At 72.2% G+C, this 24916-nt stretch carries 22 protein-coding genes; 7 read left to right on the forward strand and 15 right to left on the reverse strand.

What is annotated here, in order from left to right:
• Positions 1–149 precede the first annotated feature (149 nt).
• The 4 genes from ACZOOI_RS38665 to ACZOOI_RS38680 all read right to left on the reverse strand — a co-directional run bounded on the left by ACZOOI_RS38665 (position 150) and on the right by ACZOOI_RS38680 (position 3976).
• Positions 150–998 (reverse strand): SDR family NAD(P)-dependent oxidoreductase, encoded by an 849-nt coding sequence (locus ACZOOI_RS38665; RefSeq protein WP_465281487.1) that lies wholly within the window; start codon positions 996–998, stop codon positions 150–152.
• 11 nt (positions 999–1009) lie between these two features.
• The gene (locus ACZOOI_RS38670; protein WP_465281488.1) at positions 1010–2212 is read right to left on the reverse strand and encodes an LLM class flavin-dependent oxidoreductase; all 1203 of its coding nucleotides are present in this window, start codon (positions 2210–2212) and stop codon (positions 1010–1012) included.
• A 276-nt stretch (positions 2213–2488) separates the two neighbouring features.
• Positions 2489–3733, reverse strand: a complete 1245-nt coding sequence (locus ACZOOI_RS38675) for a porin PorA family protein (protein ID WP_465281489.1) — start codon at positions 3731–3733, stop codon at positions 2489–2491.
• A 114-nt stretch (positions 3734–3847) separates the two neighbouring features.
• The gene (locus ACZOOI_RS38680) at positions 3848–3976 is read right to left on the reverse strand and encodes a hypothetical protein (protein ID WP_465281490.1); all 129 of its coding nucleotides are present in this window, start codon (positions 3974–3976) and stop codon (positions 3848–3850) included.
• Between the two features lie 491 nt (positions 3977–4467).
• On the opposite strand from ACZOOI_RS38680, the gene ACZOOI_RS38685 reads away from it, so the two are divergent.
• The gene (locus ACZOOI_RS38685) at positions 4468–5664 is read left to right on the forward strand and encodes a hypothetical protein (protein ID WP_465281491.1); all 1197 of its coding nucleotides are present in this window, start codon (positions 4468–4470) and stop codon (positions 5662–5664) included.
• 469 nt (positions 5665–6133) lie between these two features.
• On the opposite strand, the gene ACZOOI_RS38690 is transcribed toward ACZOOI_RS38685, so the two are convergent.
• From ACZOOI_RS38690 to ACZOOI_RS38700, 3 genes are all read right to left on the reverse strand, one after another.
• The gene (locus ACZOOI_RS38690) at positions 6134–8077 is read right to left on the reverse strand and encodes an ABC transporter ATP-binding protein (RefSeq protein ID WP_465281492.1); all 1944 of its coding nucleotides are present in this window, start codon (positions 8075–8077) and stop codon (positions 6134–6136) included.
• Between the two features lie 567 nt (positions 8078–8644).
• Positions 8645–8899 carry an acyl carrier protein gene (locus tag ACZOOI_RS38695; protein ID WP_465281493.1) on the reverse strand — a complete coding sequence of 85 codons (255 nt, stop codon included), beginning with the start codon at positions 8897–8899 and terminating at the stop codon, positions 8645–8647.
• Positions 8900–9221: 322 nt separating this feature from the next.
• Positions 9222–10649, reverse strand: coding sequence for a pyridoxal phosphate-dependent decarboxylase family protein (locus ACZOOI_RS38700; RefSeq protein ID WP_465284134.1), 1428 nt, complete (start codon positions 10647–10649; stop codon positions 9222–9224).
• A gap of 348 nt (positions 10650–10997) precedes the next feature.
• Here ACZOOI_RS38700 and ACZOOI_RS38705 point away from each other — a divergent pair, with 348 nt between their 5' ends.
• From ACZOOI_RS38705 to lpdA, 3 genes are all read left to right on the forward strand, one after another.
• On the forward strand, positions 10998–11462 hold the full coding sequence (locus ACZOOI_RS38705) for a PPOX class F420-dependent oxidoreductase (RefSeq protein ID WP_465281494.1): 465 nt from the start codon (positions 10998–11000) through the stop codon (positions 11460–11462).
• A 193-nt stretch (positions 11463–11655) separates the two neighbouring features.
• Positions 11656–12348, forward strand: coding sequence for a helix-turn-helix domain-containing protein (locus ACZOOI_RS38710; RefSeq protein WP_465281495.1), 693 nt, complete (start codon positions 11656–11658; stop codon positions 12346–12348).
• A 55-nt stretch (positions 12349–12403) separates the two neighbouring features.
• Positions 12404–13810, forward strand: a complete 1407-nt coding sequence (gene lpdA / locus ACZOOI_RS38715) for a dihydrolipoyl dehydrogenase (RefSeq protein WP_465281496.1) — start codon at positions 12404–12406, stop codon at positions 13808–13810.
• 317 nt (positions 13811–14127) lie between these two features.
• On the opposite strand, the gene ACZOOI_RS38720 is transcribed toward lpdA, so the two are convergent.
• The 5 genes from ACZOOI_RS38720 to ACZOOI_RS38740 all read right to left on the reverse strand — a co-directional run bounded on the left by ACZOOI_RS38720 (position 14128) and on the right by ACZOOI_RS38740 (position 17781).
• The gene (locus ACZOOI_RS38720) at positions 14128–15258 is read right to left on the reverse strand and encodes an NAD(P)-dependent oxidoreductase (RefSeq protein ID WP_465281497.1); all 1131 of its coding nucleotides are present in this window, start codon (positions 15256–15258) and stop codon (positions 14128–14130) included.
• Positions 15259–15463: 205 nt separating this feature from the next.
• Entirely contained in the window at positions 15464–16126 is a 663-nt protein-coding gene (locus ACZOOI_RS38725) for an HAD family hydrolase (protein WP_465281498.1), read from the reverse strand.
• Between the two features lie 19 nt (positions 16127–16145).
• On the reverse strand, positions 16146–17123 hold the full coding sequence (locus tag ACZOOI_RS38730) for an NAD(P)-dependent alcohol dehydrogenase (RefSeq protein ID WP_465281499.1): 978 nt from the start codon (positions 17121–17123) through the stop codon (positions 16146–16148).
• Complete coding sequence (locus ACZOOI_RS38735) at positions 17120–17359, reverse strand: helix-turn-helix transcriptional regulator (RefSeq protein WP_465281500.1); 240 nt, start codon at positions 17357–17359, stop codon at positions 17120–17122. Before ACZOOI_RS38735 ends, ACZOOI_RS38730 begins: the two co-directional genes overlap by 4 nt.
• Positions 17353–17781 (reverse strand): hypothetical protein, encoded by a 429-nt coding sequence (locus tag ACZOOI_RS38740; RefSeq protein ID WP_465281501.1) that lies wholly within the window; start codon positions 17779–17781, stop codon positions 17353–17355. Before ACZOOI_RS38740 ends, ACZOOI_RS38735 begins: the two co-directional genes overlap by 7 nt.
• Before the next feature lie 318 nt (positions 17782–18099).
• On the opposite strand from ACZOOI_RS38740, the gene ACZOOI_RS38745 reads away from it, so the two are divergent.
• Positions 18100–18768 (forward strand): tetratricopeptide repeat protein, encoded by a 669-nt coding sequence (locus tag ACZOOI_RS38745; RefSeq protein WP_465281502.1) that lies wholly within the window; start codon positions 18100–18102, stop codon positions 18766–18768.
• Between the two features lie 136 nt (positions 18769–18904).
• Positions 18905–20062 (forward strand): metal-dependent hydrolase family protein, encoded by a 1158-nt coding sequence (locus tag ACZOOI_RS38750; RefSeq protein WP_465281503.1) that lies wholly within the window; start codon positions 18905–18907, stop codon positions 20060–20062.
• 199 nt (positions 20063–20261) lie between these two features.
• Here the strand turns inward: ACZOOI_RS38750 and ACZOOI_RS38755 are convergent, their stop codons facing one another.
• Positions 20262–21527: an MFS transporter gene (locus ACZOOI_RS38755; protein ID WP_465281504.1), complete on the reverse strand. Its 1266-nt coding sequence runs from the start codon at positions 21525–21527 to the stop codon at positions 20262–20264.
• 68 nt (positions 21528–21595) lie between these two features.
• Between ACZOOI_RS38755 and ACZOOI_RS38760 the strand changes: the two genes are divergently transcribed.
• A complete protein-coding gene (locus tag ACZOOI_RS38760; protein ID WP_465281505.1) occupies positions 21596–22216 on the forward strand; it encodes a MarR family winged helix-turn-helix transcriptional regulator in 621 nt (206 codons plus the stop codon).
• A gap of 81 nt (positions 22217–22297) precedes the next feature.
• On the opposite strand, the gene ACZOOI_RS38765 is transcribed toward ACZOOI_RS38760, so the two are convergent.
• Positions 22298–23455, reverse strand: a complete 1158-nt coding sequence (locus ACZOOI_RS38765) for a methyltransferase (protein WP_465281506.1) — start codon at positions 23453–23455, stop codon at positions 22298–22300.
• Positions 23456–23751: 296 nt separating this feature from the next.
• Entirely contained in the window at positions 23752–24861 is a 1110-nt protein-coding gene (locus ACZOOI_RS38770) for a glycerate kinase (protein ID WP_465281507.1), read from the reverse strand.
• Between the last annotated feature and the right edge of the window lie 55 nt (positions 24862–24916).

The raw sequence follows: 24916 nt of genomic DNA on the forward strand, positions 1-24916 counted from the left end.
GCTCGGGGTACGGCCGGGGCCGCGTCGGCCCGGAAGTGGACTCCGGGACGGCCGTGGGCCGGGCGGGCCCGTGACATCCGCGGGCGGGCCCGTGACGTCCGGAGGTTGCGGGATGCCCGCGGACACGGCCGACGTGCCGGCGGGGGCCCTCAGTCCCCGTGGATCCGGGCCAGGATCTGCGGATTGCTCACATGTACCGGGACGTTGTCCTCGTCGAACAGGCCGAGCCGGTGCAGGGCGCCGCCCTCGACCGGGATCACCGCGCCGGTCGTGTACGCGGACAGGTCGGAGATCAGGAACAGTACGGCCGCCGCCACGTCGGCCGGCGTCCCCCGCCGGCGCAGCGGTACGCCGCGGCCCGCGAGCGCCGGATCCTGTGCGGCGGCGGTCGCCCGCGGCGTGGTGATCGAGCCGGCCGCGACGCCGTTGACCCGGATCCCGTAGCGGCCCCACTCCAGGGCCAGCGTCCGGGTCAGCCCGAGCACCGCGGCCTTCGCCGTGCCGTAGCCCACGTGGTAGGGCGCCGCGACCACGCCGCCGGTGGAATTGATGGTCACGATCGAGCCGGGCGCCTCGTGGGCGACCAGGTGCCGGGCCACGGCCTGGGACAGCCACATCACGTGATGCAGGTTCAGATCCAGGGAGCGGTCCCACTGTTCGCGGTCGAAGTCGAGCGCGGGCGCCCAGTGTGGCAACAGGCTGCCGCCGACGACGTTGACCAGTCCGTACAACTCGCCCGGCGCGGCGGTGGCCCGCTCCACCACGGTCGCGACGCCGTCGGCGGTGGACACGTCCGCACACGCCGTCAGCAGCGTGCCGGCCGGCCCGCCCAGGCCGGTCGGCTCGGCCAACTCGCTCTCTATCGCGGCCAGTCGCTCGGCGTCGCGATCCACGCCCAGCACGGTGGCCCCGGCTTCGAGCAGCCCGCGTGCGCAGGTCGTGCCGATCCCGCCGCCACCGGCGCCGGAGACGATCACCGTTCGGCCGGTCAACCTCATGCGTTCGGCTATCACCGCTGTGCTCCCTGTGTGTTCGTGTCGTTACCGGGCACCGGATCGCGCACCGGGCGTGGGTGGGCCGCGCCGGGCACCACACGTGCGCCGGCCGCGCCGGGCGGATCGACTTCGACGCCGCCGCGTGCCGCTGCCGTTTCCGCTTCCGTGCCAGTGCCAGTGCTGGTGCTGGTGCTGGTGCCGGTGCCGGTGCCGGTGCCGGCTTCGGTGTCACGTGTGCGTTGGGAGGTGGCGGTGGTCCGCAACCGTGGCAGTACCTCCCGGCCGAGGGCGGCGATCTGCTCGCGGGCCGCCTCGACGGATACGCCGGGCACGTGGATCCGCAGGTTGAGACACGTGGCGCCGATCTCCGCACGCAGCGCCGCGAGTTCGTCGGCCAGCGCCGTGGGGTCGGAGTGGCAGACGAACCCCGTGCCGCGCCAGTGACGCAGTGCTGCCGCGGGGGAGTAGCCGCGATACACCTGCAACTGCCGCTCGAACGCCTCGCGGGGTGGGTCGCCGAGCCACACCCGGCGGATCAGCACGCGCGGGCCCACGCCTCCGGCGTCGAGGTAACGATCCGTCAGTTCGCGGAGTCGAGTGGCCTCGGAGCCGCCGTCGAAGAGGATCCCGGCACCGACCTGTGCCGCCCGCCGCACCGCGCCCGGACTCATCGCCGCGCTCACCACCGGCACCGGTCGTGCGGCACACTCGAACAGGGCCCGGTCACCGGCCAGTTCGCCCAACTCCGCGCCGCGCAGCAGCGCGGCCAACCGGGGCAGCGCCACCCGGAACCCGGCGGCCCGAGCCGCGAAGTCGAGCCCCATGACCCGGAAATCCAGCTCCAGCCCGCCGATCGCGACCCCGATGCCCACCCGGCCGGGATGCAGGGCGGCCAGCCAGGCCACCTCCTCGGCGAGCAGCGCGGTCGGCCGCAACGGCAACAGCACGGGCGCCGCGGCGGCCCACCCGGACGGCATCCGGTCCAGCATCCAGCCGGCCACCTGGAGCGGATTGGGCAGGTAGCCGGCGAAACCGCCGTGGTGCTCACTGGTCATCACGCCGTCGAACCCGTGGGTCGCAGCCAGTACGGCCTGTTCGATCGCCTCCGCGGCCACGCCCGAGGCGTCGAGCCCGTCGTGCGGATAGATCCGCAGCGAGACCGACCCGGCCCCGAACGGCACTGCCGCCTCGATCGGTCCGGTCGATTCCACCGACATGGCGTCTTCCGCCTGTTTCGCCGGTTTCGGGTATTCCGCCGACACGCCTCCACATCCCCTCGATCGGGTGCCGGCGATCATGGCAGAGCGGTCGCGCCGATGAAACCGCCATGAAATGTGCTAGGCCCCACCAAGATCCGCCGGACACGGCCTGGCGGGGCCGACCGGGTGCGCGGCATGGAAAGGCCCGGCACCGGAGTTTCGGGAAACTCCGAGCCGGGCGTCGGATGCCGATGACGTCGTGGGTCTCGATGCCACCGGCGGACCGGGTGCGCGCTAGCCGGTGGTCGGCGCGTTGGTCTCCGAGTCGGAATCGGCGGAACCGGCACGCGATGCGGAACCGGATTCCGAATCGGACCCCGACCCCGACCCGGGTTCGGACCCGGATCCCGACCCGGACCCGGATCCCGACCCGGACCCGGAACCCGATCCGGTTGCGGCGCCCGACGCGGGTGCGGCGGCCGGGGGCGGACCCGCGGCGGAGGCCGCATCCGACGTGGCCTCGGACCGCGGGCCGGGCAGTGTCGCGTCGGAGCGGCCTCGACGGGACCGGTGTTCCAGATAGCCGGCCAGGCCGAGCAGGGCCAGGCCGAGCAGGAGCGCGACCAGCGGTGCCACCACGCCGAGCAGCCAGAGCGCCTGGGCGCCGTCGGCGGCGGTGTCGGCCAACTCCGCGCGCGAGGCCGGTGTCGTGGTCATCTTCAGCGACAACACCGGGAAGACCTCGGCCTGCGCGCCGGAGGCCGACACGGCGGTCGCGGTGACGCCCTGGGTGGACTCCAGGTCCACGGTCACCCCGGTCTCGGTGTCGACCCAGCCGGTGAGGTCGGTGGTCGCGGTGTAGGCCAGTGGGACCGGATCGGCCTGCCCGGCCAGTTCCAGGGGGCGACCCGGGAAGGCGACCCCGGCCAGGCCCTGCACCGCCGCTCGCGGCATGGCCGGCGGCAGCGTCCGCAGCGACCCCGGGTCGGCCAGCGGGCCGCTGGTACGAATCGAGAAGACGTACGTCTCGCGGCCCGCGCGGCGCTCGGTCCGCACGTACGTGGCCGGGATGGTGGTCTGCGTCGGCGAATCCCAGTACGGATAGTTCTTCTTCTCGGGCTCCAATGGGAAGCCCGCGGTCAGGCCCCGATGCGGTTCGGCCGCCACGCCCTTGGGGATCGGCCGGTCGAGCAGGGTCTTGCGGTCCACCGACCACCGCTTCTCGACCGTGGTGAGCGCCTGCTTCTGCGGGCCGGACACCACGGTGCGGTCGTTCAGTACGACGGTCGTCCCGGACGTGTGCACCGCACGCACATGCCGGTCCACGGTGACCGGCAGGTCGCGCACGATGGCCCCGGGCAGGTTGCCCGCCTGCAACGCCTGTGCGTCCAACAGGGTCATGCCGCCGGCGAAGTGCATCGTGAAGTCGGCGTCGTCGGGCACCTGGTGCACGCCGGGCAGCACGACGAACCGGGTCACCGCGCTCGTCGCGACGAGCAATGTGGCGGCGGCGCCGAGATACCAGGACGTCTTTCTCATCAGAACAGCCTCCGCAGGTCGCCAGATGGCCCCGGGAGGGCCGGATGTCCTCCCGTCGCGTCGGCGCACGCGACCTGATGGCCCGTACCTCACCAGGATCGGCAGCGGATCGCGTCAGATACCACGATTTCCGTCCCAGCCCGACCCGTTGGTGGTATATCGGGCGTCGACCCCGGCCTGCGGCGGGCTGCGGTCGCGGAACATCGGTTCGTCGCACGCCTGTTCGTCCATGCGCATTGCCATGACGGGTCCAACCCCGCGCGTCACAGCCCGTGTTGCGACTTCCGTGCCATGTCCCCGTGCGGGTCGCCATGCATCCCGCGATGCATCTCGCCATGCAAGCACCGGGTCGCAGGCCCTTTTTGCGGTCCCGGGGCGAAGGATGGACCAACCTTGGTCGTGCCCGTCGGGCCCTCGACCCACCCGAACCCGCGGCACCGGGGCCGGTCCGGCCTGCCCGGCCCATCCGGCCCGGGGTTGATACGCCCTCACCCTAAGCCAATTCGCACACACTCTGAAGGAGCATCGTGCGCTGTACGGTTCCGCGACAACGAGCCGCCGGGACGGGACGCGGCGTCGGATGTCGTCCATGACATGCCGATTCGAGCCACCGGGGGAGTCCGGTGGTTCCCGAGCACGCGTGGGCCCGAATCCGGGGCTCGTGTCGGCGTCGTGCCATTCGGTGCGGCGGGGTGGAAACAGAGACAGGGGTGCATGTGGCGAATGCCGATGTCGTGGCTCGCGCGCGAGTCATGCTGTTCGACGTCGACCGGGTGTCGGCGGAACGACTGGTCGGGATCTATCGCGTCCTGGGGGAGGTCGACGGACCCGAGCACTACGCCCGGCGGTTGGCCGTGGCGCTGCACACGACCGGGCGCGTCTTCGCGCGCCACGGGGCCGACATGGGCCTCACGCTCGGCCGGTTGACCGAGGCGATCCGGCTGTGCCGCGGTCTGGACCCGGCCGAACACCGGGACCGGGACGCGGTGTTGCGAGGCATCCTGGCCACCTACCAGTGGGCGCTGTACCGCTACGACCGACGGGCCGAGGCGCTCGCCGTACGACACGAAATCCTCACCCTGGCCCGCGCCGGTGCCCGTACCGCTGCCGGCTCCGGCGGTCGGTGGTCCCTGGCCGAGGCGCTCCTCGAAGTCGCCGTCGCACTGGTCGAGGACGGCCGCGACGACGAGGCCGAACCGCTGTTCGCCGAGGCGGTCGCGGTCACCGACGGCCTCGGCCGAGGCTACTTTCCCAACGCCGACCGACACTGGTACATCACCGCGCAGGCGGGCCGGCTCGCCACCCGCGGCCTATTCGCCGACGCGGCCGACGCGTACCGGCCGCTCCTGGAGACGACCCACGACGACCGCCAAGTCCCGATCCTGCTGTACGGCGCGCACCTGCTCGCCGCCGCGAATCGCCCGGCCGAGAGCAGGACGGTGCTGGCACGCGCGGTCGAGGCGTATCGCACGCGCGCCGCGCACAGCCCCACCCGGGGCCTGCGGCACGACCTGCTCGCCCACCACCTCGCGGTTCTCGGCGCGGCCGACGAACCGGACGACATCGCGCACGCCACCACGTCCGACCACTGGTCGCCGACCCGCCTGATCCGGCACACCGAGGCCGAACCCGCGCTCCGCGCCGCGCTCGACGCACCGACCACCACGCCCGCACAGCGCCTCGTGCTCGAACGCCGACTCAACGTCCGGGCGACCTTCGCGCCGATGTCCCGCACGGCCGCCGCCCGCCTGCTCCTGCCCGCGTACGCCAAGGCCGTCGACCACGCCCGCTCGCTCGCGATCGCCGAACCGGCCATGGCCAAGCCCCTGTTGGCCCGCGCGCTCACCGACCACGCCCTCCTCCTGGCCGCCGTCGGCCGCGCCCGCGACGGCATCCCCGCCTTGGAGGAGGCAGTCGCCCTGCACAGCTGACGGCCGACGGCTGACGGCCAACGGACCGGGCCGGGCCGGCGCGAGCGCACCCGCCGGCCCGGCGTCCGGTGGGTCGGCGGGCATTGATCGGTCGTACAGATGTTGTACAAGTCGTTTCACAAGCCCCGGTTCGACGCCGGCGACGGCCGGCTGCGCAATCTCCGCGCCATCGAGGTGACCCGGCCGTAGCGGCCGTCTTCGTGATCGGCCGCGTTCGGCACGGGGGTTGCCCCTCGTGCCGAACGCGCCCGGAGCGCCGTTCAGCGGACCGCCAGGCCCTCGATCTCGATCGGCATGTCCGGGTGGGACAGTGCGGCGACGCCGACCAGGACGGTCGCCGGGCGACAGCCCTCCGAGTCCCGCCGGCGACACCAGCCGGAACACCCGCCGGCCGGGTGCCGAACACGCCGACGCGGGCCGATCGCCGGCTCCCGCGGGTGTCGAGCGAGGCCGTTCGACCCGGTCGGCGTCAACTCTCCACCCCTGCCGTCCGCGCATGCGGAATGGGCGACACGGCCGGCTCCGAGCGGATGCCGTACTGCGCCGCCTGGGCCGTGTACATGGCCCGATACCGACCCGCGTCGAGCGCCATCAGGCCGTCGTGGTCACCCTGTTCGATCAACCGCCCGCCCTCCAGCACGTAGATGAGGTCGGCGGTGGCGGTCGCGGCCAGCCGATGGGTGATCAGCAGCACCGTCGTCCCGTCCTCGGTCATCGACCGCAGCGCGGCGAACGCGGCGATCTCCGCCTCCGGATCAAGCGCGGAGGTCGGCTCGTCGACGATCACGAACGGCGCGCCGCGGTACCGGGTCCGGGCGTTGCCGATCTTCTGCCACTGGCCACCGGAGATCTGCGAACCGCGTTGGTAGCCCTTGACGATCAGCGTGTCCCAACCGTGCGGCAACGCGCCTACCAGGTCGCTCGCATCGGCCCGATCGACCGCCCCCTCCACCCGGGCCTGGTCGAGCGGACGGTCCGGACGGCCGATGAACACGTTCGCCCGCGCGGTCATCGCCCAGCGCGGGAAGTCCTGCCCGAGGACCGCCACCCGGTCGAAGATCCGGTCCCGATCGGCGTCGCGAACGTCCACGCCGCCCCAGCTCAGCGTGCCCTCACTGGGCAGCAGCAGCCCGGCGACCAGCTTGGACAGCGTGGTCTTGCCCGAGCCGTTCTCGCCGACCAGCGCGACCACCTTGCCCGCCGGGATACGCAGACTGACCCGGTCCAGCGCCGGCGTGTCGTTGCCGGGGTAACGGTACGAGACGTGATCCAGCCGCACCTCGTCCACCACATGCGGCAGCGGAAGTCCGCCGGTCGGGATCGCCCGCCGCTCCGACTCGGCGCAGGCATCCTCCAGGTCGCGCAGGTACAGGGACTCCTCGTACAGCCGGTTGACCTGCATGACCAGCGCGGTGAGGCCGCTGGTACAGGTACGGATCGCGATCACCGCGGTACCGCCCGCGGCCAGCGGCATGCCGCCCTCGGTGAGCAGCAGCCACAACGCCGCATACACCAGCAGCGCGCCGACTCCGGACATCGCGGACGCGGTCGCCTGGGTCAGGCCCTTGGCGTGCGCGAGTCGGCGGTGCTCGGTCTCCATCGTCGCGGACATGTCCTCGAACGCGTCCAGCACCAGCCGACCCGCCCGGTGCGCCCGCACCTCGGCCGCCGGCGCCGGATCGATCAGGCTCTGCCCGAGGATCTCGATCGCACGCCGGTGCTCCAGCCAGGCGTGCACGGATTCGTGTTGGCGGCGCGCGGATCGGACCGCTCCCCAGCCCTTGGGGGCCGCGACCAGGAACAACAACGGCAGCAGGAGCGGATTCAACAGGGTCAACACGCTGCCGGTGGCGACCAGGCCGACCAGCGCGTTGATCACCGCGACCGAGGCGCCGATCATGCGCCGCACCGAGTCGGTGCCGAACCGGCCCGCGTCCAGCATGCGATGGAAGCGCGCCTCCTCGAACGCCTGGAGTTCCACTCGGGCGGCGAGCCGGTAGTAGCGGGCCGTACAGACCCGCTCGACCTGCGGTTCGAGCCGGCTGGTCGCACCCACCGAGACCGCCGCGAGCAGTGCGGACAGGGCGGTGACGACCATGATGAACAGCAGGGCCGGCGCGGCGTCACGCAAACGATCGGTGGTCGGCACGTCGGCGAACAACGCCACCAGCGCGCGATTGGTGGCGAGCAGCCCCAGCCCGGCCGCGAGCCCCTGACCGATCTCGGCCACGAGCAGCGCGAGCACCGCGGGCCGATCCACCGACCAGGCGGCGCGCGTGACCACCGCGACCATGCTCGGCAGTTGCCGCGCCATCGCCCAGAACGACACGCGAAGCAGTGGTTGTTCATGATCGGTGAAGGACATGTCGTAGCGCAACGCGCCGCCGAACAGCAGCTGTTCGGACTCGGACACCGGAATCGTCCGCCGCGCGGGCGCCCGTCGACGAAACTTCACCGGGCCTCCCAGGGAGGATTGTGCGGGTGCCGGCGGGCCGGTACGGGCGCGTGCGCAGGCGTACGGAAAGGCGTGACTCGCGATGGTGCCGTTGCCAAGGTGACCACGTTCCTCTTCGATCCCGAGGTGTTGCCCGACGACCGCACATGCTGCCCGCCGGCCCGGCGGATCGGACAGGGCGTACGGGTGTACGGGCCGGGCGCATCCGTCTCGTGGCACGCTCGAGCACGCGCCCGACCGGCGGGCCGAACCGACGCTGTACCACGTCGGGTTCGGTGCGGATCCGAACGACGACGGCCGGGGCCGCGCGCTGTGCCGCGCTCCGGCGGATCCGGGCCGGCGACGCGCGCCGTGCGGTCGGAGGACGGGAGCGGTGTCGGATCGCACGATGCGTCGCCCGGATCGGCCGGTCGAGGTCGACGGCGCGCCGAGCCGGGCGAGCCACGCGGAGACGGAACGGTCGATTGCCGTCCGCGCAGGCCGCAGGGGTCCGCCGGACCGGGCGCCGCGACCCGGCTGCGCCGCTCACCCGCTGCGGCCCGCCCGGGCCTGGGCGACGAACTCGGCCAAACCGCTGGGGGTGGCGCGTTCCAGGATCACCTTCGGCTCGACGGCGATGCCGTACCGCTTGCCGAGCACGTCCGCGAACTCGGCCGCGAGGGCCGCGTCCACACCGAGTTCCGCCCACGTGTCGTCCGGGTCGACCCGGGAGATGTCGAGGGAGACGAGTCGGGCGGTCTGATCGACGATCTCGTCGAGAAGGGTGGCGTTCACGGGCATGATGAGGCTCCTTGACGGGTCATGGATGCGTCCCAGGCGCGGGATGTCCGAGGTGAATCGGCACGTCGACACGAGCATTCCGGCGCCGATGTGGGGAGTTCGCGCGTACCGGTCCGGCCGTCTGCGCCTGGGGGCCACCGACCCGACACCGGCTCCTGTCGTACGGGAAACGCTAATAGGAGCCCAGGTCCCGGCGGTAGGACGTGGCCGACCCGTCACGGGTGGCGAAGCGTGGCGAATCGGTGTGCCCGGCGATTGGAGCGGTGGAGGGCGAGTCCGGGCCGTACCCCACCGCGTGGCGTGGATGCCGCGCCCGGCGGTGTCACAGCGGCGGATTGAGGCCCTCGAAGAAGGCGAGGAGCGCCGCTTCCCGCAGGTGCGCCGGGAGGTGGTCAAGGAGCGCGTGTACCGGCGCCAATCGGCCGTCGGTCAACAGGCCCGTCTTGAGCATGAGTTCGGTCAGCGCGTCGGCGCTCACCCCCACCTCGGAGTCGGCCAGGGTGGTGAGCTCGGCGACCGCACCCAGTTGCTCGGGGGTGGGCAGCGGATCGCGTTCGCCGGCCGCGTGTACCGCCGAGCGCAGCGCGGTGAGCAGTTCGGGTATGTGCGGACCGTGCGTGGCGGTCATCGTGAGGTGGATCGTCGGCGGGATGCCGGGCTGGGACAGCTGGGGTTGCACGGCCCATCCCAGGCGCTCCAACTCGTCCAGGAACGCGAAGAAGTCCACGCCGTCCGTGGTCACCGCGACCAGGCTCGCCGCAGGCGCGCCGAGCACGCGCAGGCCCGCGATCTTCGCGATGCCGTCGACCAGATCGGCGGTGGCGGCCAGCGTACGGGTGACCAGGTCGCGGTAGCCGTCCGCACCGAGGTGGCGCAGCACCGCCCACGCGGCGGCGATCAGGCCGCCGGACTTCGAGCTTTGCATCGTCGAATTGACCACCGGATAGCCGGTCCAGTCGGATGCGACGAAGTACTGGGTCCGACGCAGCGCCGCGGTGCGGTAGAGCACGATCGAGCAACCCTTGCGCGCGTAACCGTACTTGTGCAGATCCACCGAGATCGAATCCACTCCCGGCACCCGGAAGTCCCAAGGTGGCACGGCGTGTCCGAGCTGTTCGGCGAACGGCAGCACCCAGCCGCCGATGCACGCGTCCACGTGGCAGCGCACGCCGCGCCGCGCGCAGATCGCGGCGATTTCGGGGATCGTGTCCACGACGCCGTGCCCGTAGGAGGGTGCGGAGGCGACCACCAGGACGGTGTCGTCGGTGATCGCGCGCTCGATCTCGGCGACGTCGGCGGTCAGGTGGATCGGGTCGATGTCCACGATCACCGGGTCGAGCCCGAAGTACTTCGCCGCCTTGGCCCAGGCCGCATGCGCCGAACGGGCGAAGACGATCTGCGGGCGCGCCAGGTCGGGCCGCGCGTCCCGAGCCGCCTTGGCGGCCAGCAGGCAGCTCTCGGTACCGCCGCTGGTCCAGCTGCCGGCCGCACCCGCGGGTGCGTGCAGCATCTCGCCGACGGCCGCGACCACTTGGTGCTCCAGCGTCGCGACGCTCGGGAAGGAGGTCGGGTACAGGCCGTTCACGTGCAGGTACAGCTCGAACGCCCGAACGGCGAGCGCTTCGACGGAGGCCGCGCCTGAATCGAACGTATTGGCCACTCCGGGCCGCCCGCGTCCCGGTTCGTCCCCGGCGTGCATGGCCGTCAACTCCGCCAGCACCTCGGCCACCGGCCGGCCGTCCGCGAACATGCCCACGCGTGCCTCCCCGACTGTGAACGCGGCTGCTGCCGCGACTGCGACTGCCGATGCGGCGGCTGCTGCTGCGAACGCGGCGGCCACTGCCCACTGCTGTTTGCGCCTGCCGTTCCGAGTTCCGGGTCTCCCGTACCGGGTCCGGATTCGTCCCCGGCCGGGCTTCGGTGATGTCCGGTCACGGGTTCGGGGCACCGTAGCGCGGCGGGCGGGCGATGTCTGTAGCGGGCCGCATGCGAACGGCGCCGCGTGGGTGGGTGTGTTGCGGCCCCGGTGAAGCGGGCCGCGATGCCTAGGGTTGGGAGACCCGAGGAACACGTTCCGAGCCACTCGAAGGGCAGATTCATGGCCGTCGCGACCGCGCGTCACCCCGACCTCGACGAACTCCTGGCATTCCTGCGCCCGCGCCATCGCGGACTGTTGGCCACGACCCGCGCCGACGGGCGTCCGCAGATGTCGCCGGTGTCCTGCGGGGTGGACGGGGCGGGCCGGATCGTCGTGTCCACGTACCCCGACCGGGCCAAGGCCCGCAACGCCCGTCGGGACGAGCGGGTGTCCATCTGCGTCGTGTCCGACGAATGGGACGGCCCGTACGTGCAGGTGGACGGCCGCGCCGAGGTGTTGGACATGCCGGAGGCGCTGGAGCCGCTGGTGGACTACTTCCGGTGCATCTCGGGCGAGCACCCCGACTGGGACGAGTATCGGGAGGCGATGCGCAGGCAGGACAAGTCGCTGATCCGCATCCACATCGATCGTTGGGGCCCGATCGCCACCGGCGGCTTCCCGGCCCGCCTGGCCGCGGCCGAATAGCGCGGGGCGGCGAGGGCGCGCGGGTCCCGGGTGCCGGCGGGCGCGGCCGGCGCCCCATGCGTCGCGAGGTGATCGGGGCGGCGTCGGGACGCCGGCGGTGCGCCCCTCGCGGCGCCGTAGGGACGTCGCCGGGGCGCGCCGCCGATCGGCGCAATGCCCGCCGAAACCGGTTCGTGGGGGGTGGGCTGGTGGGATGACCGAGGAGACTGCGGGTACCGTCCGTCCATCCGTCGATGCGCTGCCCGGCCGGCTGGCCGTCCGGCGCCGCGAACTCGGGCTCTCCGTGGCGGACATCGCCCGCCGTACGGGATTGCCCGGAACATGGGTGAGCTCCGTCGAGAACGGATCCACCGCACCGTCCGCGCCCGCGCTGTCCCGACTCGCCGACGCGCTCGAAACCACCGTCGACGACCTGCTCTCCGCGCCAACGGCCGGCTTCACACACCGGGTCCCACCTCGTCCGCCGGGTCAGGACCCGGGCCCGGGGCGGGAGTTGGTGGAGATGACCGACGAGGAGTGTCAGGCCCACCTGCTGCTGCAACTGGTCGGCCGGATCGCCGCGCTGGACGGGCCCGACCCGTTCGTGTTGCCGGTCAACTACGTGATGCTCGGCCGCGACGTGATGTTCTGTACGGCCGCCGACTCGGTCCTGGCCCGGGTCGAGGGCCCGGTCCTGTTCGAGGTGGACGACATCGTCGACGCGGCCCGGATCGGCTGGAGCGTCCTGATCCGCGGCACGGCGGAGCGGGACTCGGACCCGACGGAGATCCCGTCGGCCGCCGAGGCCCCGTGGCCGGCCGACCGGCGGGACGTCTGCATCCGGATCCGGGCGGAGCACGTGACGGGTCGGCGGGTGCGGCCGAGGGTGGGCGAGGGAGCGGGGTAGCGAGCGGGCCCGGGCGGCGCGCCGGCATCGGCGCCGGCCGCATATCGTGTGGATCATGAGTACACACTTTGACGTCGTTGTCCTGGGCGCCGGTCCGGGCGGATACACCGCAGCGGTTCGCAGCGCACAGCTCGGGCTGCGGGTCGCAGTCGTCGAGCAGAAGTACTGGGGCGGCGTCTGCCTGAACGTCGGCTGCATCCCGTCGAAGGCACTGCTGCGCAACGCGGAACTCGCGCACATCTTCACGCAGGAGGCCAAGACCTTCGGGATCCGCGTCGAGGGTTCGGTGACGTTCGACTACGAAGCCGCGTTCAAGCGCAGCCGCAAGGTCGCAGACGGCCGGGTCAACGGCGTGCACTACCTGATGAAGAAGAACAACATCACCGAGTACGACGGCCGCGGCTCGTTCACCGACGCGCACACGCTGGACGTCTCGCTCACGGGCGGCGGTGTCGAGACCGTCACGTTCGACCACTGCATCATCGCGGCGGGCGCGACCACGCGCCTGCTGCCGGGCACCTCGCTCAGTGAGCGGGTGGTCACCTACGAGGAGCAGATCCTCACCGACCGGCTGCCGGAGAGCATCATCATCGCGGGCGCCGGCGCGATCGGCGTCGAGTTCGCCTACGTGCTGCACAACTACGGCGTGAAGGTGACCATCGTCGAGTTCCTCGACCGGGTCGTTCCGCTGGAGGACGTCGAGGTCTCCACCGAACTCGCCAAGCGCTACCGCCGGTTGGGCATCGAGGTGCTGACCTCGACCCGGGTCGAGTCGATCGACGACAGCGACCCGAACGCCAAGGTCCGGGTCACCGTGACCCGCGACGGGCAGCAGCAGGTCCTGGAGGCCGACAAGGTCCTCCAGGCGATCGGCTTCGCCCCGCGCGTGACCGGCTACGGCCTGGAGACCATCGGCGTACGACTCACCGAGCGTGGCGCGATCGACGTGGACGGCCGGGGCCGCACCAACATCCCGCACATCTACGCGATCGGCGACGTCACCGCGAAGCTGATGCTCGCACACGCGGCCGAGTCGATGGCGATGATCGCCGCCGAGACGATCGCGGGCGCCGAGACGATGGAACTCGACTTCGTGATGATCCCGCGCGCCACCTACTGCCAGCCGCAGATCGCCAGCTTCGGCTGGACCGAGGCCCAGGCCCGGGAGCAGGGCTTCGACGTCCAGGTCGCCAAGTTCCCGTTCACCGCCAACGGCAAGGCCCACGGCCTCGGCGACCCGGTCGGCTTCGTCAAGGTGATCAGCGACCGTACCCACGGCGAACTCCTCGGCGCCCACCTGATCGGCCCCGAGGTCACCGAACTCCTCCCCGAACTCACCCTGGCCCAACAGTGGGACCTCACCGTCCACGAGGTGGCCCGCAACATCCACGCCCACCCCACCCTCGGCGAAGCCGTCAAGGAAGCCATCCACGGCCTGGCCGGCCACATGATCAACATGTGACCCGGCAGCCCTCCGGCATACATCGCACAACACGCGCGCGCAGGGTGTGCCGGAGGGCACCCATGCCGTGCCGGCGGGGACCGGAGGCCCTGCGGCCTCCGGTTCCCGCCCGTTCCCGCCCGTGGCGACGGTTCGGCCCCGGTCCGTCCCGCGTCGGCACGGCCCCCCAGCGCCGTCACCGCCGCCGCCCGGAAACTGCTCGGCAACCCCAACCCCTCGGCCTCGATCGACGCCTGGCCCATGCAACACCCCGTCTACGCCACGCTCATCTGGTCGATCGGGGTTCCGGTCGTCTTCGTTCCCCCGGCCACCGTGCTCTACCGGCGCCGCCCAGCCGAATAGTCGGCAATCTCCGACGCCGCACGGAGCGGCGAAGAGCCGCTCGTCGTCACGCGGTCACCACGGGTACGCCGTCCGGGCGGTGGGCGAGCAGGGCTGCGATGTGGTCTGCGCAGCGGAGCGCGGCCACGGCCATGGCGTTCCTGGTCATTCCGGCGATATGCGGGGTGAGCAGGGCGTTCGGCAGGCCGAACAGGGGCGAGGCGAAGGCGGCGTGTTCGTGCTCGAAGGTGTCGACGGCGGCGGCTGCGAGTGGGTGTGCGGGGTCGCGCAGGGCGTCGGCGAGTGCCTGTTCGTCGACGATCCCGCCGCGGGCGGTGTATCAGCAGGATCGACCCCGGACGCATCAGCGCCAGCTCCGCCCTGCCGATCAGCCCCCGGGTCTGCGCGGTGAGCGGCAGGTGCAGGGAGACCACGTCGCTGGTGGTCAGCAGTGCGGTGAGCGAGCGGGCCGAGGGGAGCGGTATCTCGGCCGGGCGCCGGGAGAGGGCCTGGACCTGCATGCCCAGGGCGGTTGCCCGCTGGGCCAGGGCCAGTCCGATCCGTCCCGCCCCGACGATGCCCAGGGTCGATTCCGACAGCTCCACCGCCGGTACGGCCGGTGCGCGCCAGGTGCCACGGTGTGCGGCCGCGTTGTGTGCCGGGAGATCCCGGGTCAGGGCGAGCAGTTGGGCCAGGGCGAACTCGGCGACCGCGTTCGCGTTGGAACCCGGGGTATGGGTGACGGCGACGCCGTGCCGGGCTGCGGCTGCCGAGTCGACGTGGTCGGTGCCCGCGCCGGCCCGGCCGACCACGCGGAGCCGATGGGCCAGGGCGGTGTCGGTCGCCGCCGCGAGGAACGCGGCGCGCAACGGTACACCGGCACGCGACTTGACCGCGTGGTGGCCGAGTCCGTCCCGGACGAACTCGGCCACCAGCGCGGACTCGTCGAAGGCATCGAAATCGGTGAAGTCCACCCGGCCGGCCCACGCAGCCCGCGCCCCGGCCCGATCGGCCACCCGCCGAAGATTCAGCGTGACGACCAGCCCGTGCCCGAGCAGACGCTCCAACTCCCGACCGAGCAAATCACCGGGAGCCGCATCCAACAGCAGAATCCGAGCCCGCTCCATGCAATTCCCCTTCCCGGCACGGACCCTACCGGCGTCCGGAGACCCTCCCGCACGCGAGCCCGCAGGGCTGCCGCGTTTCCTCTTGCCGGGGCTCGACAGGTGGGGGCGTCAATCGCGGCGGCGGCCACGTGGCGGTCAGGAAGACCGTGGTGAACACGACGACTTCGGACCGGCGCGGCCTGCCGTCGGCTGATGGCAGATTGCGCTATGGCCCGTCGGAGGAGAGGAGTTCGAAGGCATCCGTCACGTCGGTGACCCGATGGTCGGGCGGGTCCGTCGGACCGGTCGGCCACTCCGGGAGCCGCTGTACCCAGATGGTCGTCAGCCCGGCCGCCCTCCCGCCGCCGATGTCGGCCACCGGGTCGTCCCCGACGCACCAGCCACCGTCGGCCGGGGACAGCCCGCCACACCGGGCCGCGGCGATCTCGAACAATCTCGGATCGGGCTTGCGGACACCCTCCTGCTCGGAGACGGCCCACCCGTCGAGGTGCGCGGCCAGACCGGTGCTGCGCATCGTGGCCACCTGTTGCGACGGATGGCCGTTCGTCACCACACCGATCCGCCGACCCGACGCCCGCAAGTCCGCGAGGCCGGCCAGGACTTCATCGCGGCACCGGGCCAACTCCGGCATCCGCGCCCGGTACATCGAGCACATCACCTCGACCGATTCCGGCAGTCGAAATCGACTTCGTACGGACGCGAAGAAGTGCTCCCGAGGCCTGAAGCCGTCCCCGTCCACGGATGCGAGCCATTGCGCGGCCCCGTCGCCGAGACGGCGCTCGTCGGCGAACTCCGCCGACCACCGGGCAAAGGTCGCGGATCGGTCGATCAAGGTGTTGTCCAGGTCGAAGAGCACCAGTCGTTGCATCGATGCCTCCCCGCATCCCTCACGCCACCGTCGCCACGACCTTCCCACGTGCGCGACCCTCGTGGATGTACCGAATCGCCTCGGGAATCTCGGCGAACGTATACGTGCGATCGATGATCGGTGTGAGTCGGCCGTCTTCGAGGTACGTCCGCAACAGGTCCAGATCCTCGGCGCGTTCGGTGGACATCACCCCGCACAGCCGGTGCCGTACGAACGGGCCCAGTGCCAGTGCCCGGAGCATGCGGTCGACGCCGCCGAACCAACGCCCGTTCGTTTCGCTGCCGACGATGACGAGGGTCCCCCGCGGAGTGAGCGCTCGCCGGAGCAGCCCGACGGGCCGATTGCCTGCGGTGTCGAGGATGAGGTCCCATCGCCGTGTGCCGTCGGCGAAGTCCTCGCGCGTGTAGTCGATCACCTCGTCCGCGCCCAGCGAGCGGACCGACTCGACCTTGCCCGTGCTGCACACCCCGCTCACGTGCGCCTCGAACACGTTGGCGGCCAGTTGCACCGCGAACGTGCCCACGCCGCCCCCCGCGCCGATGATCAGGACGCGCTGCCCGGGCCGCACCCGGCCGCTGTCCCGGAGCGCCTGAAGGGCGGTGAACGCGGAGGTCGGTACGGCCGCAGCCTGGACCGCGTCGAGGTTCGCCGGCTTCGTGGCGAGCCTGCTCTGCGGCGCGCACGCGTACTCGGCGAAGGAGCCCCGGCACGTGCCGAATACCTCGTCACCGGGCCGGAATCGGGTCACATTGCGGCCCACCGCATGCACGCTGCCCGCGACATCCATGCCCCGTACGCGGTCCTTGGGCGCGCGCAGGCCGTAACCGGTGAGCCGAAGCAGGTACGGACGGCCCGTCACGAGATGCCACACGCCCGGATCGACACCGGCCGCGTGTACCCGGACCAGCACGTCGTCCTCGCCCACCGCCGGTTGCTCGATGTCGGCGAGTCGCAGCACGTCGAGCGGCCCGTAGGTGTCCTGAACGAATGCCTTCACGGCTTCTCCCTTGCCGGGTCCGGGTATTGGAAGACCTCGTCGAGAGGCACGCCGAAGACCCGGGCGATCAGGAAAGCCATCTCCAGGGACGGCGAGTAGCGGCCCTGTTCGATGGCGATGACGGTCTGTCGGGTGACGCCCACCCGCTCGGCCAGTTCGGCCTGGGTCATCTCGCCGTGCGTGAAGCGCAGGGCGCGGATCGTGTTGGTGACCCGGGTCGGCGGCTTCTTCACCATGGTTGGAAGCCCCGGCGGTAGGCGACGATCCGGGTTCCGGAGCCCAGGATGGCGGACAGTACGAACGCCAGGTAGATCGTGTTGGCGATCCAGAAGTGGTCGAACTCGGCCAGCGCCATGGCCAGCGCCGCCACGGCGCCGACGACGACGAAGGATTGGCCGACGAACTCGGCGAACCGGCCGATCTCCCGGTCGCGTTGGTCCTTTTGGTTGGCGCCCTCGGGGGAGACGATCGACACCACGATGTGCAGCACGATCGCAGCCAGGATCGCGGCGCCGATGGTCCACAGCAGGGTCGAGGCGTACGACACCTCGGCGAGTGGGGCATCGCCCGCTCGCCCGACCACGACGGCGAGGTAGGTCGCGTATGCGCAGACCGTGACCACCGCCATGATCCATGCACGTTTCTCTTCAAAAGCCACGCAGCGACTCCCGGCTCGAACATGGTGGACATGGATGCAAGGCCCCGCGGACGCAAGCGGACGCGGAGAAACCCTGCGAAGACGAGCCGATGTACATCCATACGGACGCAGTCAATGTAAAGCAATGCTGACACCAGGTCTAGTTTTCTTTACATCGATCGACCGTCTCGGCGGCCGACCGCACCGCCCGTTCCACCAGGATTCGCCGGACACGGCCTAGACTCGCCGCTCGGACGGCTCGATTCGGGCGGGGGACGCCGTTTTTGCCGCGGTGCGCCGTGCCCGATGGGGCGTGGGATTCGGGTGGCTGGAGCGACGATGGGCACGGACGAACGGATCGAACGGGCCGGGTTGTGCTACGAACGGGCGGTCTTCGGAGGCGACCCGACCGGGCTTCCGGTGGCCGACCGGGAACTGGACGCCGTGGAGGCGGACTTGGCGCTGGCCCGAGGCCGGGTGGCGCACGCGCGCTTCCTGGCCGATCGCAGCGCCGAGGATCCCCGCGAGGGGGCCCTGTTCGAACGGGCCGCGGAGCTCTACCGATCGCTCGGCGATGCGCGGGGCGAGGGCGAAGCGCTGTTCTGGGTCGGCACGTTCCATCAGGTGGTCCGGGGCGACCATGCCTCCGCGCTGCCCGCGCTGGAGCGGTCCCTGGAGCTGGCCACGAGCGCCGACGACAAAGCGACCATGTCGTACGCGCTTCGCCACCTGGGCATTGCGGCGCACATCGCCGGCCGGTTGCCGGTGGCACGCGAACGGTTGGAGGAATCGCTACGGTTGCGCCGCGAATTGGGCTTCCTGCCCGGCGTGGCGGCCAACCTGGTCGGGCTGGCGTACATCGCGGCCGGGCAGGATCGCCGCGACGACGCGTGGACGCTGATCGAGGAGGCGGGCACGATCGCGAAGTCCGCCGGCGCCGAGGGCATCGTGCGCATGGTCGAGGAGGCCCGTTCGGACCTGGCGGGCGACGTGCCTCCCCCGCTCTGAGGCCATCACCGGTGCGTGATTTGCCCGCGCTGCCGGCCGCATCCGGGGCGACGTCACCCGGGCGATCTCGACAGCCGAGCCCCCGCGGACCGTCGTCGTTCGGCCGGCACCGTTGCGAGCGAGGCAGGATGGGTGCATGGGACGTGTGGTGTTGCGGGGCGGATCGGTGTTGGACGTCCGCTCCGGTGTGGTCGGCGCGGCCGATGTGGCGGTCGCGGGTGGTCGGATCGTGGCCGTCGGGACCGGCCTCGACGGGGACGAAGTGGTGGACTGCGCCGAGCAGTTGGTGGTCCCCGGGTTCATCGACTGCCATACCCACGTGTGCCTGACCCAGACCCTGCGGGATCCCTTTGAACTGCCGCGCTCGGTACGGCCGTTGTCGGCGGTACCGGTCCTGCGGACGCTGTTGCGGCTCGGCGTGACCACCGTGCGCGATGCCTGGGGCGCCGATGCGGGCGTGCGGATGGCGGTCGAGCGGGGGTGGATCGAGGGACCGCAGGTGTTGATCAGCGTGCGGCAGGTGTGCACCACCGGCGGGATCGGGGATCACTGGACGCCCAGGGTGGGTGCGGTGGACTTCTTCGCCGACCCGGCGATGCCCGACCCCGTCTTCGACGGCCCGGATTCCGCGCGTGCCGTGGTGCGGCGGATGGTGCGGGCCGGGGCCGACTGGATCAAGGCGACGCCGTCCGGGTCGATGGCCTGCGGACAAGGCGTGCACGACGTCCGGTTCACCGCCGGCGAGATGGCCGCGCTCGTCGACGAGGCCGCCCGGCTCGGCGGACGCGGCGTCATGGCGCACGCGCACGGCGCGCGGGCGGGGGAACTCGCGGCCCGCGCGGGTGCGCGCAGCGTCGAACACGGCACCTGGCTCGACGCCGCCGCGGTGGACGCGATGGCCGAGTGCGGGACCTGGCTGGTGCCGACGTTGTCGTGTACGCAGACCGACCCCGCGGCGGCGCCCGAGGGCGCGGCCGAGGCCCACCGGCACGCGGTCGGCCTGGCGATCCGGGCGGGTGTCCCGATCGCCATGGGCAGCGACAACCCGGTCCGGCCGCATACCGAGGTGCTCCGCGAGATCGAGCACCTGTCCCGGTTCGGCCTCGGCCCCGCCGGTGCCTTCCGCGCGGCCACCCACGACGCGGCGCGGCTGCTCGGCCTGGCCGACGACCGGGGCGAGATCGCCGTCGGCAAACGCGCCGACCTGGTCCTGCTCGCCGGCACCACCCTGGACCCGACCGCACTCGACCAACGCATCCGAGGCGTGTGGCGCAACGGAACCCGGATGCGCTGACCCGCCCCACCACCGGCGACCACCGCGCCCACCGCCCGGAACGGACGGACCGGATGAACCTGACGGGCCGGACGGACCTGACGGACCGGACGAGGCGACCACGCCCCGCACCCACCGCCCGCTACATCGCGCGCGTCCAATGCCCGCCCTGGCCCACCTCGCCAGGCGCCGATCCGAAGTCCGGTGCTCTACTGCTGAGCTACACGCCGCTGTCGTCGCTCACACGCCAGGTGCGGCCGGGGGACGAGGGCAAGTGCAATTCGGCGCCGGGGGCGGGGGTGGCCTTCGGCGCGGACGCGATCGCGCGTACGTCCGGCAGCAGCAGCAACCCCGCGTTCGTGGCCACCACCAACACCGCGCCGACCAGCAGCGGGGTGCTCGTGCCGATCGCCGCCGCGACGGGGGCGGCGATCGCCAGGCCCAGCGGGCGCGTGGCGAAGGAGATCAGCGTGTCGAACGAGCCGACCCGGCCCAGTGCTTCCGACGGGATGCGGTGTTGCAGCGTGGTCTGCCACAACGGGCTCAGCACGCCCAGACCGAGCATGGCCAGGAAGTAGGCGGTGGCGACGACCGTCAGCGGTGCCCGCAGCGCGAGGGCGGCGAGCGGGAGGCCGTACAGGGCGGCGCCGATCGAGGTGGCCACCAGTGGGCGGCGCACGGGCAGCCGGGACGCGATCAGGGCGCCGAGCAGTACGCCCACGGTGCCGACCTGGGCGATGATCACCCACGAGCGGTCGCCGCCGAGTCGGTCCACCGCGATGATCGGGCCGAGGGTGAGCAGGAAGCCGGCCGCCAGGTGCCATACGCCGTGCGCGACGACGTTGGCCAGGAACCAGGGATGGCGCCGGGTCTCCACCCAACCCGCGCGCAACTCGGCGAGGAATGGCCCACGTTCGGTCTTGCGCACGACGCGTTCGGGGCGCAGGCCGCCGAACGTGGCGGCGGACGCGACGAACAGCAGGCCGGTCAGCAGCGAGGACCAGCCGGCCCCGACGGCGAGCATCAGGGTGCCGGCGGCAGCGGGGGCCGCCACCTGGGCGAGGCCCTGCGCGACGCCGAGCCGGGCGTTGACCCGCAGCCGCTCCGACTCGGGCACCACCGCGACCACCAGCGTGTGGATCGGCGAGGTGCCGAAGGCCACGGCGGCGCCGGTGAGTGCGGACAGGATCGCCAGGTCCGGGATGCGCACCGGGCCCGCGAGCAGTTCGGCGCCGATCGCCAGCTGGGCGCCGGCACGGACCAGGTCGGCGGCCAGGATCACCCGGTGCGGGGGGAAGCCGTCGGCGATCACGCCCGCGACCGGGAGCAGCAGCAACATCGGCAGCAGTTCGCAGGCCAGTACCAGACCCAGATCGGTGCCCGAGCCGGTGTGTACGAGAGCCAGGGTCAGCGTGGTGGGGATCAGGGCCGTCGCAAGGGCGGCGAAGGTGCGGCCGAGGAGGAGCCGGCGCGTGGCTGGGGTCATGGCACGGAATGTATTTCGGCAGCGAATCATTCGTCAACGAAGTATCATCGGCCGAGCATAATGGCCGCATGCACGGTGAGGGCCGGGAACAGAGACGGGCACGAGACGGCGGCGCCGACGGTCCGGCCGGACCCGAGGGCGAGGCCGGCGGCGCGGGTGCCGTCGACGTCTCCGCCGAGGCCGAGGCGGGGATCGCCGTCGAGGATTCGGTCGACCGGCACATCGCCCGGTGGCGGCGCAAGGCGCCGTTCGACGAGCGCGTGGAGGGGATCGTCACCCGGATCCAGATGCTGACCAAGCACCTGGCACAGGTCAAGGGACGTGCGCTCGCCGAGGTCGGGCTCCAGGCCTTCGAGTTCGACACGCTGCACCGACTGGCCTCGCGGGGTACGCCCTACCGGGCCACACCGTCCGAACTGGCCGCGGAGCTCATGGTGTCGCCGGCGGGGATCACCGGCCGGCTGGACACCCTGGAGGAGGCCGGTTCGATCCGGCGCATCCGCGGCACCGACGACCGTCGCCGGGTCGATGTCGAACTCACCGAGTCGGGCCGCGCGCGCTGGACGGCCGCGATGAAACTGCTCGACCGGGCCGAACGCGCGATGGTCGATCCCTTGGACGGGCCGGATCAGGACGTACTGATCGCGCTGCTGAAGCGGATGTTGCTGCGGGTGGAGAACGCCGGCTGAGGTGGGACGGGGGCGGGGACGTACGCGGTCGGCATGCGGGGCCGGGGCGCCCGGCCCCGCATGCCCCCGGGTCGGCTCCGGTCAGTTCTTGACGGCCCGCAGCACCACGAACTTCGGGTCGCTGGCCACGATCTCGCAGTTGCCGAACAGCCGGCGCAGCTTGACGTGGTAACCCAGGTGTCGATTGCCGATCACCCACAGTTCGCCGCCGGAGCGCAGTGCCGCACGCGAACCGGCGAACATCCGCCACGAGATGGCCTCGGTGGTGGCCCGATGGGTGTGGAACGGCGGGTTGTTCAGGACCAGATCGACGCTCTCGGCCGCCACGTTCGTCAGACCGTCGCCGACCACGAACTCGGCACCGGCATCCGATCCCAGGTTCTCCTGGAACGTGGCCCGCGCCGAGGCGACGGCCTGATGCGACTCGTCCACGAACAACACGTCCGAGCGCGGGTTGGCCAGCATCACCGCGGTACCCACCACGCCGTTGCCGCAGCCCAGGTCCACCACCCGGTCGCGACCGGTGCGGCGCGGGAGGTTGCGCAGCAGGAAGCGGGTACCGATGTCGAGTCGGTCGCCGCAGAAGATGCCCGCGTGGTTGGTGACCACGATCCCGGATCCCGCGCCGACGTCGGCGGGCAGCGTGTAGCTGCGTGGCCAGGGGCTTGCGGTACGCGGGAGCGTGGGGTCGGGCGTGCTGAAGATCAGTCGGGCTTTCTTGACCGCGAGCGAGGTCCGGGTCGGGCCGATGATGCGCTCGAACAGCTTGAGCGTCGAGGTGTGGATCTCGGTGGTCATCCCGGTACCGACCACGACGGTGTCCGCGTGCACGCTCGGCGCGAGCCGGTGCAGCTGGTCCTCCAACAGGGCCAGGTTCTTCGGGACCCGGACGATCAGTACGTCGATGCGCTCCGGCGGTGCGTCCCGGGTGGACAACAACCGCACCCAGTCGGGGTCCGCCTCGTTCCGTGCCAGGTTGGCCCGGGTGGCCTCCTGGCCGAGGAAGGAGTCGCTGATCTGTACCGGCCGGGACTCGGCCAGCGCGGTGACCAGCGCGCCCCACCGGTCGCCCACCACCACGACACTGCCGGACAGATCCGTCGGCTTGTCGTCGTCGATCCCGGCGAGGTGCCGAAGCACGTACTCGTCGGCCGCGTCCCACGCGCGCAGCAGATCGCGGGGATCCTCGGGGTAACGGGTGAGCTCGAACTCGCCGGAAGGCGCAGAGAAACGGTTCATTGTCCACCCAGCCTAGCCGGGCCCGGGCCGACCCCCGGCCGCGCGTCGGGCCGGGGTGCGGTCGCTCCGCCGCGGGACGGGTCGGACGGGGCCGGCGATCCGGGCGCCGGTCGATGGGGCCGAACTCGGCCGCCCAGCGATCGGAGCCGTCACCCTGGGGGCCGCCTGCGAGCGGTGGGGCCGGGCCCGAGCGGGCGGGCCACCTCCGAGCCCGGGTCGGCGGGGAGCACGGTGCGGTGCGCGGCGCGCGGTGCACCGCCGGCGGCGGCGATCCGCCCGGGCGCTTCGTCGGAGCGTCAGTCCGCGTTGCCGAGGTCGAAGCGCTCCGCCAGTACGGCGCCGGCCCGGCGCAGCCAGTGTGTGGCGTCGGCCTGGGCCGCGGCCGTCGATCCGGCAAGGCGGGTCAGGTCGGTGGCGGCCACGACGCCGGCCGGCAGCGGTGCGGCCACCGATCCGGCGACCAGGGCCACCGGCACGCCGGAGCCGTGGTGGGCGAGGTCGAGCACCGTGCCGACCACCTTCCCGTGCGTGGACGTGGCGTCGAAGCGGCCCTCGCCGGTGATCACGAGGTCCGCGCCGGCCAGCGCGTCGGGCAGGCCGGCCAGTTCGGCCACGCGGATGGCGCCGGGGACGATCGAGGCCTTCCACGCGGTGGCGAACCCGTACGCCGTACCACCGGCTGCACCGGCTCCGGCGGCGGCCGGGTTGCCGCCGAGGAGGGCGGCCAGGCGCGCGAGGCCCGCGTCCAAGGCGGCGACGTCGGCGGCGGACGCGCCCTTCTGCGGGCCGAACACGGCTGCCGCCCCGGTCGGGCCCAGCAGCGGATTGGTGACGTCGGTGAGGATCTGCACGCCGCCGGGTGGAGGCGTCGCCAAGCCGGTCGTGTCGATCGCCGAGAGGCGGGCCAAAGCCCGTCCGCCGTACGGTAGTTCGTTGTCGTCGAGGTCGCGGAAGCGGGCGCCGAGCGCGGCCAGTGCGCCCGCTCCGCCGTCCGTCGAGGCCGAGCCGCCCACCGCGACCACCAGGGCGGACACCCCCGCCCGCAGCGCCGCGCCGACGACCATGCCGAGACCGGCGGTGTGGGCGCCCATCGGGTCCGGCGCGGCCATCAGCGGCAGCCCGGATACGGCGGCCAACTCGACGACGCCCGTACCGTCCGGCAGCCGCAACCAGGCCGTGTCGACGGGCCGCCCGTCCGGACCGGGCGCACCGAGCACCGGCACCCGCACGGCTCCGGGTACCGCCCGCGCCACGGCGTCGAGCGTGCCCTCACCACCGTCGGCCAGCGGCAGCCCCACCACCTCGTCCCCGGGCCGCACCCCCAGCCACCCCTCGGCCAACGCGCCTGCGGCCGCATCGGCGGCGACGGTGCCCTTGAACGCGTCGGGAGCGATCACGATGCGCATCACGCATTCCACCTTCTTGCTCGCCGGCCGCCATGGCGACCGGGAATGGGGCGAC

The organism is Embleya sp. L77 (genome assembly GCF_055557415.1).

What these genes read in the sequence shown, in the direction of transcription:
- ACZOOI_RS38710 (WP_465281495.1), top strand. Translation starts at nt 11,656, where the DNA reads ATGACCGAGGAGACTGCGGGTACCGTCCGTCCATCCGTCGATGCGCTG.
- ACZOOI_RS38765 (WP_465281506.1), bottom strand. Translation starts at nt 23,455, where the DNA reads ATGAACCGTTTCTCTGCGCCTTCCGGCGAGTTCGAGCTCACCCGTTAC.
- ACZOOI_RS38745 (WP_465281502.1), top strand. Translation starts at nt 18,100, where the DNA reads ATGGGCACGGACGAACGGATCGAACGGGCCGGGTTGTGCTACGAACGG.
- ACZOOI_RS38705 (WP_465281494.1), top strand. Translation starts at nt 10,998, where the DNA reads ATGGCCGTCGCGACCGCGCGTCACCCCGACCTCGACGAACTCCTGGCA.
- ACZOOI_RS38755 (WP_465281504.1), bottom strand. Translation starts at nt 21,527, where the DNA reads ATGACCCCAGCCACGCGCCGGCTCCTCCTCGGCCGCACCTTCGCCGCC.
- ACZOOI_RS38720 (WP_465281497.1), bottom strand. Translation starts at nt 15,258, where the DNA reads ATGGAGCGGGCTCGGATTCTGCTGTTGGATGCGGCTCCCGGTGATTTG.
- ACZOOI_RS38760 (WP_465281505.1), top strand. Translation starts at nt 21,596, where the DNA reads ATGCACGGTGAGGGCCGGGAACAGAGACGGGCACGAGACGGCGGCGCC.
- ACZOOI_RS38665 (WP_465281487.1), bottom strand. Translation starts at nt 998, where the DNA reads ATGAGGTTGACCGGCCGAACGGTGATCGTCTCCGGCGCCGGTGGCGGC.
- ACZOOI_RS38750 (WP_465281503.1), top strand. Translation starts at nt 18,905, where the DNA reads ATGGGACGTGTGGTGTTGCGGGGCGGATCGGTGTTGGACGTCCGCTCC.
- ACZOOI_RS38770 (WP_465281507.1), bottom strand. Translation starts at nt 24,861, where the DNA reads ATGCGCATCGTGATCGCTCCCGACGCGTTCAAGGGCACCGTCGCCGCC.
- ACZOOI_RS38735 (WP_465281500.1), bottom strand. Translation starts at nt 17,359, where the DNA reads ATGGTGAAGAAGCCGCCGACCCGGGTCACCAACACGATCCGCGCCCTG.
- lpdA (WP_465281496.1), top strand. Translation starts at nt 12,404, where the DNA reads ATGAGTACACACTTTGACGTCGTTGTCCTGGGCGCCGGTCCGGGCGGA.
- ACZOOI_RS38680 (WP_465281490.1), bottom strand. Translation starts at nt 3,976, where the DNA reads ATGGCAATGCGCATGGACGAACAGGCGTGCGACGAACCGATGTTCCGC.
- ACZOOI_RS38670 (WP_465281488.1), bottom strand. Translation starts at nt 2,212, where the DNA reads ATGTCGGTGGAATCGACCGGACCGATCGAGGCGGCAGTGCCGTTCGGG.
- ACZOOI_RS38675 (WP_465281489.1), bottom strand. Translation starts at nt 3,733, where the DNA reads ATGAGAAAGACGTCCTGGTATCTCGGCGCCGCCGCCACATTGCTCGTC.
- ACZOOI_RS38725 (WP_465281498.1), bottom strand. Translation starts at nt 16,126, where the DNA reads ATGCAACGACTGGTGCTCTTCGACCTGGACAACACCTTGATCGACCGA.
- ACZOOI_RS38695 (WP_465281493.1), bottom strand. Translation starts at nt 8,899, where the DNA reads ATGCCCGTGAACGCCACCCTTCTCGACGAGATCGTCGATCAGACCGCC.
- ACZOOI_RS38700 (WP_465284134.1), bottom strand. Translation starts at nt 10,649, where the DNA reads ATGTTCGCGGACGGCCGGCCGGTGGCCGAGGTGCTGGCGGAGTTGACG.